At 63.4% G+C, this 15,277-nt stretch carries 11 protein-coding genes, 1 rRNA gene and 2 pseudogenes; 4 read left to right on the top strand and 10 right to left on the bottom strand.

Features of this window, described 5'->3' with window-relative positions; translation table 11 throughout:
- The 6 genes from AC07WT_RS30245 to AC07WT_RS30220 all read right to left on the bottom strand — a co-directional run bounded on the left by AC07WT_RS30245 (window position 1) and on the right by AC07WT_RS30220 (window position 5,070).
- On the bottom strand, window positions 1-1,164 hold the full coding sequence (locus AC07WT_RS30245; protein ID WP_494949799.1) for a DUF1501 domain-containing protein: 1,164 nt from the start codon (window positions 1,162-1,164) through the stop codon (window positions 1-3).
- Window positions 1,165-1,169: 5 nt separating this feature from the next.
- A complete protein-coding gene (locus AC07WT_RS30240; protein ID WP_494949798.1) occupies window positions 1,170-2,813 on the bottom strand; it encodes a DUF1800 domain-containing protein in 1,644 nt (547 codons plus the stop codon).
- A gap of 76 nt (window positions 2,814-2,889) precedes the next feature.
- On the bottom strand, window positions 2,890-3,408 hold the full coding sequence (locus AC07WT_RS30235; RefSeq protein WP_494949797.1) for a periplasmic heavy metal sensor: 519 nt from the start codon (window positions 3,406-3,408) through the stop codon (window positions 2,890-2,892).
- Window positions 3,405-3,824, bottom strand: coding sequence for a hypothetical protein (locus AC07WT_RS30230; protein WP_494949796.1), 420 nt, complete (start codon window positions 3,822-3,824; stop codon window positions 3,405-3,407). Before AC07WT_RS30230 ends, AC07WT_RS30235 begins: the two co-directional genes overlap by 4 nt.
- A complete protein-coding gene (locus AC07WT_RS30225) occupies window positions 3,821-4,444 on the bottom strand; it encodes an RNA polymerase sigma factor (RefSeq protein WP_494949795.1) in 624 nt (207 codons plus the stop codon). The genes AC07WT_RS30230 and AC07WT_RS30225 overlap by 4 nt, the downstream gene beginning before the upstream one ends.
- Window positions 4,445-4,755: 311 nt before the next feature.
- Window positions 4,756-5,070 carry a YXWGXW repeat-containing protein gene (locus tag AC07WT_RS30220; RefSeq protein ID WP_494949794.1) on the bottom strand — a complete coding sequence of 105 codons (315 nt, stop codon included), beginning with the start codon at window positions 5,068-5,070 and terminating at the stop codon, window positions 4,756-4,758.
- Between the two features lie 346 nt (window positions 5,071-5,416).
- Between AC07WT_RS30220 and AC07WT_RS30215 the strand changes: the two genes are divergently transcribed.
- Entirely contained in the window at window positions 5,417-6,109 is a 693-nt protein-coding gene (locus AC07WT_RS30215) for an HAD family hydrolase (protein WP_494949793.1), read from the top strand.
- Between the two features lie 15 nt (window positions 6,110-6,124).
- Here the strand turns inward: AC07WT_RS30215 and AC07WT_RS30210 are convergent.
- From AC07WT_RS30210 to AC07WT_RS30200, 3 genes and pseudogenes are all read right to left on the bottom strand, one after another.
- Window positions 6,125-6,268, bottom strand: a pseudogene (locus AC07WT_RS30210) (carboxymuconolactone decarboxylase family protein); the annotation flags it as partial.
- A 133-nt stretch (window positions 6,269-6,401) separates the two neighbouring features.
- Window positions 6,402-7,790, bottom strand: a pseudogene (gene cysS, locus AC07WT_RS30205) (cysteine--tRNA ligase).
- A gap of 519 nt (window positions 7,791-8,309) precedes the next feature.
- Window positions 8,310-9,866 carry a complex I subunit 4 family protein gene (locus AC07WT_RS30200; RefSeq protein ID WP_494949792.1) on the bottom strand — a complete coding sequence of 519 codons (1,557 nt, stop codon included), beginning with the start codon at window positions 9,864-9,866 and terminating at the stop codon, window positions 8,310-8,312.
- 556 nt (window positions 9,867-10,422) lie between these two features.
- Here AC07WT_RS30200 and AC07WT_RS30195 point away from each other — a divergent pair.
- From AC07WT_RS30195 to AC07WT_RS30185, 3 genes are read left to right on the top strand one after another with little or no spacing between them, the layout of a single operon-like run.
- A complete protein-coding gene (locus AC07WT_RS30195) occupies window positions 10,423-11,166 on the top strand; it encodes an ABC transporter ATP-binding protein (RefSeq protein ID WP_492596109.1) in 744 nt (247 codons plus the stop codon).
- Between the two features lie 19 nt (window positions 11,167-11,185).
- Window positions 11,186-13,726 (top strand): FtsX-like permease family protein, encoded by a 2,541-nt coding sequence (locus tag AC07WT_RS30190; protein WP_494949791.1) that lies wholly within the window; start codon window positions 11,186-11,188, stop codon window positions 13,724-13,726.
- Window positions 13,726-14,838 carry a lipocalin-like domain-containing protein gene (locus tag AC07WT_RS30185; RefSeq protein WP_494949790.1) on the top strand — a complete coding sequence of 371 codons (1,113 nt, stop codon included), beginning with the start codon at window positions 13,726-13,728 and terminating at the stop codon, window positions 14,836-14,838. The genes AC07WT_RS30190 and AC07WT_RS30185 overlap by 1 nt, the downstream gene beginning before the upstream one ends.
- Before the next feature lie 98 nt (window positions 14,839-14,936).
- On the opposite strand, the gene rrf is transcribed toward AC07WT_RS30185, so the two are convergent.
- A 5S ribosomal RNA gene (gene rrf / locus AC07WT_RS30180) occupies window positions 14,937-15,049 on the bottom strand.
- Window positions 15,050-15,277: the final 228 nt, after the last annotated feature.

Genomic DNA, 15,277 nt, shown 5'->3' with positions numbered 1-15,277 from the left:
CTAGACACTCACGAGCCCCGTCAGTGGCCGGACCTCCCCGAACAGCGCTCTTGCCGAGCGCTGAGGATCCAGCCCGAAGGTCTCGCTCGTGATGCCGGCGATCAATGCATCGAGCGACAGGGTCGGCTTCAGGTCGCGCGCTTCGTAGAGGTCGCCGGGTTTAAGACCGGGCCAGTCGGCGAGCACGCGCCCTCCCGCCACCGCGCCGCCGATCACCATCGCCACCGAACCGGTGCCGTGATCAGTGCCGCCGGTGCCGTTGGCCGCGGCGGTCCTGCCGAACTCCGTCGCCACCAGCACGGTGGTCTTGCTCCACAACGGGCCCATGCCGTCGCGCAACGCGGCCAGCATCGTGTCGAGCGCTTTCAGCTGATTCGCGAGCCGCGGATTCTGCGCGCTATGCGTATCCCAGCCGCCCGTTTCGATCATCGCAATGCGCGGGCCGGCGTCGCGCGAAAGAAAGCTGGCCGCAAGCTTGCCCAGACTCGCTGGATCCTGACGCGGGCCGGCGTCGCCCGCAAGTCCACGCGCGGCCATCGCCGACTCCCACAGCGGCCGCAGTTGCGCATCCTGGTCGTACAGTTGCGAGACCCGCGCGAGCAGATCGTCCGGTGCTTGCGGCAATGCCGAGGGCGCGTACGATGTCACCTCCGCGTTGCCGCGCAGCGCCATCGGCACGGTCGGCGCGAAGGCGATCGCACGCTCGCGCGTGGCCGGCAACAACGCGAGGAGCCGGTTCAACCAGCCGTCTTTCATCTGATACGGCGACGCGCCGCCGGTCTCGAGCACGTTCTGACCGTCGAAGTGCGAGCGGTCGCGATATGGCGACGCCACCGCATGCACGAACAACGCCTGGCGATCCGCATACATCGCGGCGGTCTGCGCGAGCGCCGGGTGCAGCGCGAAGGTGCCGTCGAGCCGCGTGGCAGTGGAGGTATTGATCGCCAGCGCGCCGCGCAGTTTTGCGTAGTCCGGTTCGGCGTACGGCACGACGATGTTCAAACCATCGGCAGCGCCGCGCTGGATCACGAACACGAAACGGCGCTCGGTGGCGACATTCGCGAACGCGACATGCGGCGCTACGAAAATCGCGCCTACACCGGCAGAAGCAGCGGCAGAAGCAGCGGCGGCGGCGTAGCCCAGAAACTTGCGGCGGGAAAGCATGGCATTCATCTCCGTTGAAAATCCGGCGACACCAGAAGCAGCGCAATTGCGGTCGATGCGCTTTCGGCACGCGACACCGCGGCGGCAGTCGGCGCACTGAGCGAACCAGCCAGCAAGGTCTGGCCGAGCGCGCGTGCGTCGAGCCGGTCGCCGACGCGGGCTGCGAAGCGCTGCGCTACCTCGACCCGGCGCACCAGTGCATCGGGCGCGGCCCAGCTCGCTGCAATGTCGTCATAACCGGCGGGCGAACCCGGCCGCCACACCGGCTGGCCGAGTTGCGTCAGGATGGGCGCGGCCTGCAGGTTGCCGAGGTCTTGCCAGCCGAGCCCGCGCATCGAAGAAAGGGTCCATTCCCACGGTGTCTTGAACTTGACGGCTACCGGCGACCACGCTTGCGGCATGTCCAGCAACGCCCGGTAAACCGTGGGCAGATCGCCGCCGCTGCGCGCAAACGCGCTCGCCAGCCGCTCCGTCACGTCCGCAGGTGGATTGTCGGAGACGAAATGCCGTGCGAGTTTGCCGCCGATGTGCTGTGCGGTCGCCGGCGCGCTCGCGAGGTCGTGCAGGATCGCAAGCGCCTGCTCGTCGCCTGACTGGTCGTACCGGCGCCCCATGATGGTTCGCGCACCCGGTTCATGTAGCGCCGTGCGAAACACGAAGCTGCCGGGCGGCGCGCTGTTCGGCTGAGCGCCTTGATAAGCGGCCACGCTCCAGCCGGTCAGCGCGCGGGCGAATTCGGTGACGTCCTCCTGGCTATAACCGCTGCGCACGCCCAGCGTGTGCAGTTCCATGATTTCGCGCGCGAGATTCTCGTTCAGGCCGCGTCTGCGATCCGGATTGCGCTGCGCGGCGCGCATCGCCGCGACGCTGTCGGGGCCGACCGAGCGCGTCTGATCGAGAAACAACTGCATCGCCGGATGACGCTCGACGGCGATCAGCATGTCTTCGAAACGGCCCAGCACGTGCGGGCGGATCGCTTCCGCTTCGAATGCGCCTGCCAGCACGGCGACGCCCGGTTTTTCGGCGGACACCGCGAAGTGGTTCGCCCAGAAGTGGACCAGCCGCTCGATGAACGGCGTCTGCGTGGTGAGCGCGCTTGCCACCCGCGCATTGACCGATGATCGGTAGAGGTCCAGAACTTCGCTGCGTAACGCTTTTCTTTCGGCTTGCTGCGCGGCTTGCGCGTCGCTCTGGGAAGCAGTCTGCGCGTTGGCCGGTTGCGTGGCTGGAGCGTCACTCGCGCTTTGCCGGATCTGCTGCGCCTGCTGGTTCTGCGCCTGCTGGTTCTGCGCCTGCTGGTTCTGCGCCTGCTGGTTCTGCGCCTGCTGGTTCTGCGCCTGCTGGTTCTGCGCCTGCTGGTTCTGCGCCTGCTGGTTCTGCGCCTGCTGGTTCTGCGCCTGCTGGTTCTGCGCTTGCTGGTTCTGCGCTTGCCGGTTCTGCCGGTTCTGCACGCGCTGCTGCTCGAACTCGGCAGCAAGCGCCACCGAATCGGGTTGACTCGTCCACGCAGCGGGCCGCGGCTGATACTGCTCGAACTGCGCGAGCAGCCATCCCTTCGGATCGGCGGGCGGCGTGTCGTCGGCACGCGCGCCAAGGCCGAAGCGGTTGAGCGCAAGCGCTGCGGCGTTGACGTTCGATGTGGTGGCCATACCGTCCTCTTCGGCGTGGGATATAAGCTTTAAACGGCCACCACGATGAATTCCGTCGCGCGGCTATGGAATTTTTTTATTCGCCCGCTGGTTCGCTTGCCGGCCGGTTCGCCGGCTTGTCTGCATTCCCGGCTGCTTGCGGCTCACGCCATTGTCCCCGCAGCTTCAGGCTCTCGGCGAATTTGACGCGCTCCTCGGGCGAGAGCGTCGCCGCGAAATCCGCCACGCTGCTTTCCACCTGCGCCCGCAGCGCGCTATCGGCATCGCGCGTGCGTGCCAGCGCGGCGTCGAGCGCGGCGCGATCCAACTGCGGCGCGGCCAGCAGACGCAGCACTTCGCGGCGCCCTTCGCGCCCCTCTCGCGCAAACTGACGCCCCTCGCGCCGCGCGTTCTTCAAGCCATCGACGAAAGCCTTCTGGCGCTCGGCAGACAGCGTCCCGGCGGCGAAACGCAAGGCGCGCTGCTGCGCCAGCACCGTGCCCGTTGCGCCGTGCGCCGCGAACCATTGATAAGCACCGCCGACAATCGCGCCCAATAAAAACACATTGAGCACCAGCGAGGCCACCAGCACGAATTTCCATGACCGGCCGTTCATTCGCCGCTCCAATCGGCGGAAGAACCGCCGAAACTCGAAGTTAAATAAGACGCGTCGCGCACTTGCTCCGCGGTCCCCGTCAAGACGAAAAACGACACCGCGAACGCGCCCGCCAAGCCGCCCAACAGGCCGGCGCCCGCCACCGTCGCGCCTGACCACCAAAGCCGGCGGCGCGGTGCAGCCGGCCGCCGCACCGGCGCGCTCGCGACGATGAGCTCGTGCAATGCAGCGTCCGGCGGGTCGACCGTATCGCCGGCAAGCCACGCATCGATTCCGGCCGCTTCAGTCAATACCGCGCCGGCCTCGGTACGATGCAGCGCGACCCATGCCTCAGCCGCCGCGCGCTCCTGTTCCGGCCAGCGGCGCGGATCGGCGCCGTAGGCTTCGACGATCTGGTGAAATCTTTCGCGCGTCATGACTTGTCCTCGTTAAGGCCGCTGCCGGCCAGTTGAGCGCGCAGATTGCGGCGTGCGCGAGCCAGCAGACTTTCCAGAGCATCGACGCTGATACCCATCAGGGCGGCAGCGTCGATGTTCGACATGTCCTGGTAGTAGTTGAGCACCAACGCTTCACGCTGCCGTGCCGGCAACGCGGCCAGCGCCTCGCGAACCCGCTGATCCCTGGCGCGGGTTTCGAGTGCCGCTTCGGGCAGCGCGGCCGGGTCGACCTCGTCCGGCAACTCGGCATGCGGGTCTTCGCGCCGGCCGCGTAGCCGGTCGTAGCAGAGATTGAGCGCGACTCGATGCACCCAGGTGTCGAACCTCGCCTCGCCTTCTTTCCATCGCGACGCCTGTTTCCAGATCCGCACAAAGACTTCCTGCGCAACGTCTTCCGCTTCCATGCGGTCGCCCAGCATGCGCGTGGCGAGCGCCAGCAAGCGTGGCAATTTGCGCGCGACGAGCGAGCGCACAGCGGCCGGCTCCTGTCGACCGACCCGCGCCACCAGGTCCGCGTCGGGATCTCGCTCGCTCAAGGCGTTCGGCCCCGTGGTGCGGGCCTTTTGTCTTGCCACCGACGGTCGGCGCGCGCGAGCCATGCTGGTTCGGTGAACCGCCTTCGCGAACATGCGCTATTCACTTGCCGTCGCTCCTTTGGATGCACTCCACGTGCTCCTCCAGTACGCAGATCGTTACTGGGTGACGTCCGGCGCCTGGCTTCCAGGTCCGTAGCAATCAATATACGACGACCGCAGGGCGATAGTAGGCCGGCCGCGCCGGGACAACGACACATCCAGCGAGCGTAGCTGCCAGGAGGACAATCAGGAGCGTTTTCATGACAACCCTGTCTGGTTATGTTGTAGTGCCTGGCGTCTGGTGCCAGGCGGGCGCGGGTGCGGCGGCTATGCCGTCAGGCCCAGTGGCCTTCGACCCAGCGCCAGTTGGGACCGCGCTGCACCCAATGGCCCGGTACCCAGCGATAGCCGGCACGCACTGGCTGCCAGTGGCCGCCCACCCATACATAACGCCCATGGTCCCAGCGCCAGCGGCCCTGATCCCAGACGGAGCCGACGCGCGGCGCCGGAACGACCTCCACACGCGGTGGGGGTGGCGCTGTGGGGGCCACGATGATGGCTTGCGCCGATGCTGGGGCTGGTGCGGCTGATAGCGCCGCGGTGGCCGCAAAGGCGGCCATGAGTAGGCGGACCGGTTTGGTCAGTGACATGGTGGTTGCTCCCGCGTTGTGCCGGAGGCCGGAAAGGCTCCGTTTCTTGTTAAACGACGGAGGCGGAAAAATCCGTCGCTAGTTTTTTCTTTTCACAGAGAAATGCCGCCGCCAAGGCAACCAGACCAAGAAACCTGACGCCGTAGGCAACCCTCAACCGCGCCGCATCAGTTGCATCCGCACCGATTCGAGTTCGTGCGGTAGCCGCCGCCGCAACGCAATCCGCCATGCGTCATGGCGTTATAAGCAAAACCGCACGCCCCGCCCTTAACCGGCCGCGCCGCACTGCCCGAGCCGGTGCGGTATCCTTCCCGATTCCGCAAAACTCTATCCGTACCCCCGCCAGATGGCCGATTTCCCTTTCGACGCCGTACTCTTCGACTGCGACGGCGTGCTCGTCGACTCCGAACCCATCACCAACCGCGTGCTGACCGAGATGCTCGGCGAGCTGGGCTGGCGCCTGAGTGTCGAAAAGACGATGCGTATTTTCGTCGGCAAAGCCGTCAAGGATGAAGCACCGCTGATCGAAGCGCGCACCGGCTTCGCGATCACCACGGAGTGGCTCATGCAATTTCGAGCGCGCCGCAACGCCGCGCTCGATCGGGAACTGGTGGCGATTCCTGGCGCGGCCGCCGCAGTACACGCGCTGCACACGGCACTCGATGGACGCATCGCGGTGGCCTCGGGCGCCGACCGGATCAAAGTGGAATTGCAACTGACGAAGGCCGGCATCCTCGACTGCTTCGAAAGGCGCATCTTCAGCGGTCACGAAACGCCTCGCAGCAAGCCGTTTCCCGATGTCTATCTGGCCGCAGCCAAAGCATTGGGCGTGGACCCGAAACGCTGCGCGGTCGTGGAAGATACCGTGACGGGCGCAACCGCGGGTGTGGCGGCCGGCGCCACGGTGTTCGGATACTGCCCGCGAGAACTGGGCCACAGCAGCGCAACTGCACTGCACGGCGCCGGCGCGGTTCACGTCTTTCAGGACATGGCGGAGTTACCCGCCTTATTGACTGAATGGCGCGGCGCGCAGCACTGAAGCTGCGGGCTATCGTTACTCGAACGCGGGATCGATCGGGACGCGATAGCCCACCGCGAGCCGGTTAGTCTCGTTCGCCATCCCTACCACCGCCAGCAGTTCGCCGAACATCTCGTCGGTCATGCCGGCGCGGCGCGCCGCGGCCGTATGACTGGCGACCCACATCAAATCTGTCAGCAGCGCGCGATCGTCATCTGCACGACGGATTTCCCGCCGCCGTTGCTGCGCGAAACGCAGCGTTGCACTATTGCGCCGCGGCGCCTGAAAAAAGCCGGCGCCGCCACGCTTACGTTCACAATCTGGTCCTATCGAGCGGACGCAGCAACTGCCCGCTCGCGCTGTCTTCGATATGCCACCCGGCCGCCTTCAACGCTTCGCGCAGGCGGTCGGCCTCGCTCCAGTCTTTGCCGGCTCGGGCCTTCTCACGCTGCCCGGCCAGCAGCGCGATATCCGCGGGAATGGCAAACGTGTCCGCCTTCCAGTCCGCGAGCCGCAATCCAAGCACGGTATCGAAGCAATCGACGGTGGCCCGTTGCGTCGCCGCCGGCAGATCGCTTTTAACGAGTTCCCACAACACAGCAAGCGCGCGCGGCAAATTCAGATCCTGGTCGACCTCGGCCTTGAAGCGGGCCACGAAATGCGCATCGGGTGTGCCGCCTTCCGGCCATTGCGCGTAGATTCTACGCAAGCGATCCAAGGCGGCTTGCGCGGCGTCGAGCGCGTCCGCGTTGAAACACAAAGTACTCCGATAGTGGGCGGTCAGGCATAAATAGCGATACACCAGCGGATCGATGCCGCGGTCGATCAACGTCTGCAGGCGTACGAAGTCGCCAGCCGACTTCGACATCCTGGCGGCATCGAGCATAAGGAAATGGCCGTGCATCCAGAAGTTCGCCAGACGTGTGCCGTGGCGCGCCTGCGTCTGCGCAATTTCATTGCTGTGATGCACGGCGATATGGTCTTCGCCGCCGCAATGAATATCGAACCACACGCCAAGATATTTCGCCGACATCGCCGAGCATTCGATATGCCAACCCGGAAAGCCGCGCCCCCACGGACTGTCCCACTCCATTTGCCGCGTCGCATCGGATGGACTGAACTTCTATAGCGCGAAGTCCGTAGCGCGCAGTTTCTCGCCTACCGCAACGCGCTTGCCGGCCTGCAAGCCAGCCACATCGAGACGCGCCAGAAAACCGTAGTCGTCCTGTTTGCTCGTGTCGAAATACACACCATCGGAAGTCCGATACGTGTAGCCGTTGCGTTCGAGCTCGGCGATGAAAGCGATCTGTTCGGCGATGTGATCGGTCGCGCGGCACCAGACGGCAGGCTCCAGCAAGTTGAGCGCCCGCCAGTCGCTCATGAAGGCCGTGGTATATCGCTCGGCGATCGCCCATGCCGATTCGCCGGTGCGCCGGCTGCCCTTCTCCATTTTGTCTTCGCCTTCGTCGGCATCGGAGACGAGGTGGCCGACGTCGGTAATATTGACGACGTGCCGCACGGCGTAGCCGTTCAACGCCAGTACTCGCCGCAGCACGTCCTCGAACACATAGGTCCGAAGATTGCCGATATGCGCGTGGTCGTACACCGTCGGGCCGCAGCAATACATGCCCACGTAATCCGGATTGATCGGCGTGAAAGCGCGCATGGTGCGCGACCAGGTGTCGTACAAGGCAAGCGGCATTTGAATTCCCTTGGCGTTGAGCGCACTAAAAACGAAACGGCGAAACAAAAAAGCCACCGGTCTCATGACGGGTGGCCTCAGGGACATGAACGTGTACCGATCGACTCGCTAGACGCAAGCTCCCCTTGGCAGGCTGCAACAGCATGCGTGCATGGAATGCAAACGGGAAAGGATAGAAGCGTTCATGGAAACGATGCTAACGCGTGTTTCCGGGCGGGTCAATGCGGAGCGCCGCGTATTTTGAACGCGCGTGCCTTCGAGCGAATCGAGCGAAAAAAACCCGCCATACTTTCCCCTGACGGGGCTTTGCTTCACAACTGCTGTCGCTTAACGGGACATCATGTGCATGCTGACGTTATGCATTGCGGAGCCAATTCATCGAAAAACACCTTGAAACAAGGGCTAAAACGTCATGCCAGCCTTGTTTGCGCAGCGTTGATTCACGCGCAGGTGTGGCGCAAAAACGCCGCGACCTTGACAGGAACGCAGCGCTTGCGGTGTCGAAGTGTCGCGGTGCGATCAGCCCGGTGAGCGGGCGGCCGCGACAGCCGGCGCGGCCGCCTGCAAATGATCGCCGCCGTCGGCCGGTGCGGACTCCGAAGGATGTGCGGTGCTGCGCTCCGATTGCGCGAGCAGCGTGCCGACCGACGGATCGATCGCATCGGTGAACGGCTTGGGATCGAGGCCGATCGCCAGCACCAGCAATGCCATTGCGCCGAGCAAAACGAACTCGCGTCTGCCGAGATCCATCAGCTTCGCAACGCGGGCATTCGCAATCGCGCCGAAGATCACGCGCTTGTACATCCACAGCGTGTAGGCCGCGCTCAGAATCAGTGTCGTCGCGGCGATTGCGCCGATCCAGAAATTGAAACGGATCGCGCCCATCAGCACCATGAATTCGCCGACAAAACCCGAGGTGCCGGGCAAGCCGATATTGGCCATCGAGAACAGCATCACGAACGATGCGAACTTCGGCATGGTGTTGGCAACGCCGCCGTACTCGGCGATCGAGGCCGTTTGCGTGCGGTCGTAGAGCATGCCCGTGCACAGCAGCATCGCGCCCGACACCACGCCGTACGACAGCATCTGCACGATCGCACCGGCCTGGCCGATACGATTGAAGACGAACAGGCCGAGCGTGACGAGTCCCATGTGCGCGACCGTCGAATACGCGAGCAGGCGGCGCATATCGGTCTGCACGAGTGCCAGCAGACTCGAGTAGATCACCGCGACCAGCGACAGCGTGATCATCATCGGCGCGAAGAAGTGACTTGCCTGCGGTGCGATCGGCAACGCGAAGCGCAGCAAACCATAACCGCCAAGCTTGAGCATGCCGATCATCACGGCGGCGCCGGTCGGTCCGTCGAGGTGGACATCCGGCAGCCACGTATGCAGCGGCCACATCGGCACCTTCACACCGAACGCGGCGAGGAAACCGAGGAAGATCAGCACCTGCGGCATGGTGCCCAGATGCGTTTCACGCCATTGCGCAAGGTCGAAACTGTGCGTCTGCGTGTACAGATACAGCATCGACATCAGCATCATCAGCGAGCCGAGGAACGAGACGAAGAAGAACTTGACCGCCGCATACGAGCGGTTCGAGTGCCCCCACGTGCCGATCAGCAGGTAGAGCGGAATCAGCGTCGCTTCGAACGAAATGAAGAACAGCATGCCGTCGAGCGATGTGAAGACGCCTTGCATGAAGCCCGACAGCATCAGAAACGCGCCGAAATACTGCGCAGTGCGCTCGGTAATCGACTCCCACGAGGCGATCACGATGATGATGGTGGTGAGCGCGGTCAGCGCGACCAGCCACAGCGAAATGCCATCCACCCCCACATGCCACGCGATGTCGAACGTCGGCGACCATCTGACGTTCTCGACGAACTGCATGGCCGTCACGTCATTGCGAAAGTGGGTGACGAGCGGAATGACCGGCAGGAAACCCGCTACCGCGCCTGCGAGCGCGAGCAGTCGGGTACGGCCGCGCGCCTGATCTGATCCGGCACGCAACACCACCAGGCCGGCAACAATGGGGATCCAGATTAGAAGGCTAAGAAGCGGAGGCAATGACATGTGTTCTTTTCGATACTTGAAGTACAAAACACCACATCAATGCCTTCAAAACAGAAAGCATTGAAATGTATTTGAAGGATTTGGTTCGCTGAGGAGGTCGGGGCGGTGCTAGTCGACGTTTATTTGAGGCAAATCAGCAAGGAGTAAGAGATTACCCTTATCTAAAAAATTTTGCAGCGCATCAAGACAAAAAGATGTTTTCTGAAACGCGCCGTTGCAGAACGTGGGTCTTGCGAAAAAAGATGAAATGTGCAAACGCACAATTGGATTGCGAGGCGCGAGGTCTGTGGAAGCCCGTTATGCTCTGAAACAGGGCATTTTTCGACAATCACCTCGCGAAGTGCGCCGTCGACCCGCGTTAGCAGATAGCAAATTGAAAGCTTGAGGCCGTGGAGTGTGACTCGACTCTCGCCGCACCTCTTTTTCGGATCTGCTTCGCCTGTTAATCGCAACCCGAATATACTGCGGCGATTCAGGGCCGCTGCTCGTGCACGATGCACATGTTTCTTCGCATCGCGCGACGCCGCCCTCGCCGGCCAGACTTATCGGATACCGCATGGTGCTTCGTAATGAAGGTGTCGCTCCCGCGCTCGAGTGCCGCGCGCTGAGTAAAACGTACGGCGGCCGCGTCGTGCTTGCGCAACTCGATTTCGCCCTGGAGCCCGGTGAATTCGTCGCGATCATGGGCGACTCGGGCGTCGGCAAATCGACGTTGCTGAATCTGATTGCGGGCCTCGACCGCGCGGATAGCGGCGATGTGATGATCGACGGCAGCGCAGTTTCCCGTCTCGATGACAACGCGGCGACGCGTCTGCGCCGGCAAAAACTCGGCTTCGTGTTCCAGGCGTTTCACGTGCTGCCCCATCTGACGCTCGCGCAGAATGTGGCCCTGCCTCTGCTATTGAACGAGCTGCCCACTGCCGGCGCGCTCGATATGCTCGCAGCCGTAGGCTTGAGCGGTCGCGGCGATGACTTTCCGCGGCAACTGTCGGGCGGGGAACTGCAGCGCGTAGCTATCGCGCGGGCGCTCGTGCATCACCCCAAATTGATCCTCGCCGACGAACCCACCGGCAACCTCGACCCCGCTACCGCGCACGAGGTGCTCGCTCTGTTCCGCGCGGAATGCAAGGCAAACGGCGCGGCCACGATCATGGTCACGCATTCGGAAGCGGCCGCGGCGATTGCCGACCGTATCCTGATTCTGAGCGACGGCGGCTTGCATGCATCGGGCCGTGCCGTGCTTTCCGGTTCGCTCGCCGATTCGCACTCCACGGCGCCTTCAGCCGATGATGCGCGCTGAGCCGCGGTCACTGCTGTGCATGAGAGGCCACCGCATCCTCTCGCGCTGGCTGCTTGGCGCCGAGTGGCGCAGCCATCGCGGGCGCGCATTGGTCGCTATCGCGACAATCGCGCTCGGCGTGGCGCTCGGTTATGCCGTTCAACTCATCAACAGTGCGGCCTTCAATGAATTCTCCGCGGCAACTCGAAGCCTGTCGGGCCAGGCCGATCTGCAAGTACGCGGCGCGCAAGCAGGCTTTAACGAGTCCATCTATCCGCGCTTGTCCAACGAGCCCGGCGTGGCGCTGGCCAGTCCCGTTCTCGCGCTCGATGTCAGCGTGCCGAATCAGAACACTCCGCTGCCGGTACTCGGCATCGACATCTTCAAGGCAAGCCGTATCGCGCCCGACCTGATCGGTGTGCCGTCGCCGGATCATCCGTACGATGCGCTCGCGGCCGACACGGTGTTTCTCTCGTCAGCGGCACAGCAATGGTTGAAGGTGAAAATCGGCGACTACGTGTCGCTGCGCAACGGCACGGAGATCGTGCGCTTACGCGTAGCCGGCGGCCTTGTAAGAACGCGACCAGGCCAGCGGCTCGCGGTGATGGATATCGCCACCGCTCAATGGAAGTTCAGCAGCGTGGGCAAGCTCTCACGCATCGATCTGCAACTCGAACGCGGCGTCGATCGGGAACGCTTCAAGCGTTTTCTGCAAGCGCGGCTCGGCAGCCAGTGGGTGATTTCCGAAACGCGCGACGCCGAAAGCCGCACCGACCGTCTATCGCGTGCCTATCGAATCAATATGAACGTGCTCGCACTGGTCGCGCTCTTCACCGGCGCCTTCCTGGTGTTTTCGACACAGGCCTTAGGGGTCGTGCGGCGCCGCGCGCAGTTTGCGATGCTGCGCGTGCTCGGGCTGACACGCGGCCAATTGTTGCGCCAGATTCTGATAGAAGGCGCGCTGCTCGGCTTGCTGGGTTCGTTGCCTGGACTCGCGCTCGGCTATGTCATGGCGAGCATCGCGCTGCATTTTTTCGGCAGCGACCTGGGTGGCGGCTACTTTCCTGGCGTGCAGCCGCAAGTCGGTTTCGAACCGCTCGCCAGCATGCTGTTTCTGACGCTCGGCATCGCCGTGTCGGTACTCGGCAGCCTTGCACCTGCATTGGAAGCCGCCCGCGCGCGGCCGGCCACGGCGCTCAAGGCCGGCGCCGAAGAAGGCGCGTTGGCGCGGCTCGCTACGCCGTGGCCCGCGTTGGCGTGCCTTTTTGTTGCCGCCGTCCTCACACAGTTGCCACCCTGGTTCGACGCGCCTATCGGCGGCTATCTTGCCGTCGCCCTGTTGCTGGTGGGCGGCATCGCCTTGATGCCACGCGTCACCGCATCGATCTTCGGTGTGGCGAGCCGCGCGTTCGCCGCACGGCATCGTGCCGGCGCCGCCGGCACGCTGGCGTTGGCGCGCCTCGCGAACGCACCGGGCCACGCATCGATCGCAATGGGCGGGGTGTTGTCGAGCTTCGCACTGATCGTCGCGATGGCGATCATGGTGGCCAGTTTCCGCGTTTCCGTCGAAGACTGGTTGAGCCACCTGCTTTTCGCCGACCTGTACGTCCGCATTGCGCCAAACAGCGACACCGGCGGCTTGCGGCCCGACGAACAGACTCTGCTGGCGGCCGTACCAGGCATCAAAGCAGCTGCGTTTGCTCGCATCTCGCATCTCACGCTCGATCCCGCGCGGCCGGACGTCGCCGTGCTTGCGCGTGAAATCGATGCAGCCGATCCGGGCGCAAATCTGCAAATGACGGGAGCGGTGCTGCCTCCTTCCGCATTGCATGATGGCGAAACACCTGTTTGGGTCTCCGAAGCAATGGTCGACCTGTACGGTTACAAGCTCGGCCAACGCGTGCAGTTGCCGCTCGGCGAGCGCGGTCACGTGTTTGTGGTGGCCGGCGTATGGCGTGATTATGTGCGTCAGACCGGCGCGATCCAGATTCGGCTTGCCGACTATCGGCGCTTGACCGCCGACAATCGAGCGACCGACGTGGCCGTCACCGTTCAATCAGGAACGGGTGTCGAACACGTGATTGCGGGGTTGCGCGCGCTGCCCTTCGGTGAGTCGATGGATCTATCGCAACCGGACGAGATTCGCACGCGTACGCTGGTCATCTTCGATCGGAGTTTCGCTGTGACTTACCTTCTCGAGGCCGTCGCCATCGTGATCGGATTGTTCGGCGTGGCGGCGACGTTTTCTGCGCAATCGCTCGCGCGGGCTCGTGAGTTCGGCATGTTGCGGCACGTGGGCGTGGCCCGCACGCAGATCCTCGCGATTCTTGCGCTGGAAGGCGGGATGCTCACCGCTTGCGGCATCGCGATAGGCTTCGTTCTGGGATTCGCGATCAGTCTGATTCTCGTGTTCGTCGTCAATCCGCAGTCGTTTCACTGGAGCATGTCGCTGCACATTCCATGGACGGTGCTGGGTACGGTTGCGCTTGTGATGCTGGTGTCATCGTGCTCGACGGCGGTGATCGCGGGGCGCGGCGCGGTGTCGGTGGATGCGGTGCGCGCGGTGAAGGAGGATTGGTGATGCGGGGGCTTTCGAAGGTTTGCGCACTGCTTTGCACCGCTTTTTTGATTCACGCGTCGGCATTCGCCGCCGCGCCAGAATTCACGGCAGTCACACCGGACCATCCGATCGTCTTTCCCCAGGACAGTGGCGCACACGCGTCTTTTCGCACCGAGTGGTGGTATGCAACCGGTTGGCTCACTACACCCGATAATCGGCCGCTTGGTTTCCAGATCACTTTTTTCCGCTCGGCGACTGGCCACGATCCTGCCGATCCGAGTGCATTTGCGCCTTCGCAATTGATCATCGCGCACGCCGCGCTAAGCGATCCTGCCGTCGGGCACCTCACTCACGATCAACGCATCGCCCGTCAGGGCTTCGGACTCGCCTACGCAAAACCGGACAATACCGACGTCAAACTCGATGCATGGAAAATCGTGCGTGCTGTCGACGGCCATTACGACGTGACAGTCGATGCCAACGGTTTTTCGCTGCATCTCTCGCTGACGCCGACGCAGGCTCCCTTGGTGCAAGGCGAACGCGGGTACTCGCGCAAAGGTCCCAGGCCCGAGCAGGCGAGTTATTACTACAGCGAGCCGCAATTGCGCGTGGCCGGCAGCGTAGTCCGGCCGGCCGCGGCGAGCGCCGCAGCGAAGCACGAGACGGCCGTCACCGGCGCCGCATGGCTCGATCATGAATGGTCGAGCACCCTGCTTGACGCCGATGCGGTGGGATGGGATTGGCTCGGCGCAAACCTGACGGATGGCTCGGCTTTGATGGCGTTCAAGGTACGCGGCCGCGACGGACATGCGATATGGGCACATGCAACGCTGAGGAACCGCGACGGCCACATCACAACGTTTGACCCCAGCCAGGTCGACTTCACACCGGTCCGCGCATGGCGCTCGCCGCGTACGAACACGTCATACCCTGTATCGATGACAGTCAAAACCGGAGCACTTAGCTGGCAAGTCGATCCGCTGATGGACGATCAGGAACTTGACTCGAGGCAGTCGACCGGTGCGGTGTATTGGGAGGGTGCGGCGCGTGTGAGCCGCGAAGGTGTCGCTGTCGGACGCGCTTATCTGGAACTCACCGGCTATGCGCATGCGCTCAGACCAGGCAAGAACTGAATCGCTGTTTTCATATGCGTTTTTAAGGCGCATGAATTTAGACGCCGTAAACGCAGAAACCCCACCGTTCTGGGTGGGGTTTCTGGTGCTGCTGGGGAGCCTGACGATGACCTACTTTCACACGGGAATCCGCACTATCATCGGCGTGGAGTCGTTTCACGGTCCTGTTCGGGATGGGAAGGGGTGGGACCGACTCGCTATGGTCATCAGGCATGACTTGTTGCCGTATTGCGGGGTTTGGGGCCCTGGGCAATACCGCCAATCGGGAAGAAGTAGTGTCTGGTGAGGCTCACCAGCGGGAGTTGTGTTGTTCGAGGCACAACATCGATCTCTCAACCTGTGTGTTCTGCTACCCCATCTGGAGTTCACACGCATCCCCTTCGGGGATCGGACCAGAGTAAGGGCTTTGCATGGGCCCGGAGTAAGTGCTAAAGCACTA

This window comes from Paraburkholderia sp. GW821-FHT02A12, assembly GCF_059422005.1.
The sequence above is the reverse complement of the archived record's forward strand: the minus strand, read 5'-3'. Positions and strand labels throughout refer to the sequence as shown.

Excerpts from the sequence above, each read along its gene's own strand:
- AC07WT_RS30220 (WP_494949794.1), bottom strand. The coding sequence starts at position 5,070 with ATGTCACTGACCAAACCGGTCCGCCTACTCATGGCCGCCTTTGCGGCC.
- AC07WT_RS30215 (WP_494949793.1), top strand. The coding sequence starts at position 5,417 with ATGGCCGATTTCCCTTTCGACGCCGTACTCTTCGACTGCGACGGCGTG.
- AC07WT_RS30200 (WP_494949792.1), bottom strand. The coding sequence starts at position 9,866 with ATGTCATTGCCTCCGCTTCTTAGCCTTCTAATCTGGATCCCCATTGTT.
- AC07WT_RS30195 (WP_492596109.1), top strand. The coding sequence starts at position 10,423 with ATGGTGCTTCGTAATGAAGGTGTCGCTCCCGCGCTCGAGTGCCGCGCG.
- AC07WT_RS30225 (WP_494949795.1), bottom strand. The coding sequence starts at position 4,444 with ATGGCTCGCGCGCGCCGACCGTCGGTGGCAAGACAAAAGGCCCGCACC.
- AC07WT_RS30245 (WP_494949799.1), bottom strand. The coding sequence starts at position 1,164 with ATGCTTTCCCGCCGCAAGTTTCTGGGCTACGCCGCCGCCGCTGCTTCT.
- AC07WT_RS30230 (WP_494949796.1), bottom strand. The coding sequence starts at position 3,824 with ATGACGCGCGAAAGATTTCACCAGATCGTCGAAGCCTACGGCGCCGAT.
- AC07WT_RS30190 (WP_494949791.1), top strand. The coding sequence starts at position 11,186 with ATGAGAGGCCACCGCATCCTCTCGCGCTGGCTGCTTGGCGCCGAGTGG.
- AC07WT_RS30235 (WP_494949797.1), bottom strand. The coding sequence starts at position 3,408 with ATGAACGGCCGGTCATGGAAATTCGTGCTGGTGGCCTCGCTGGTGCTC.
- AC07WT_RS30185 (WP_494949790.1), top strand. The coding sequence starts at position 13,726 with ATGCGGGGGCTTTCGAAGGTTTGCGCACTGCTTTGCACCGCTTTTTTG.
- AC07WT_RS30240 (WP_494949798.1), bottom strand. The coding sequence starts at position 2,813 with ATGGCCACCACATCGAACGTCAACGCCGCAGCGCTTGCGCTCAACCGC.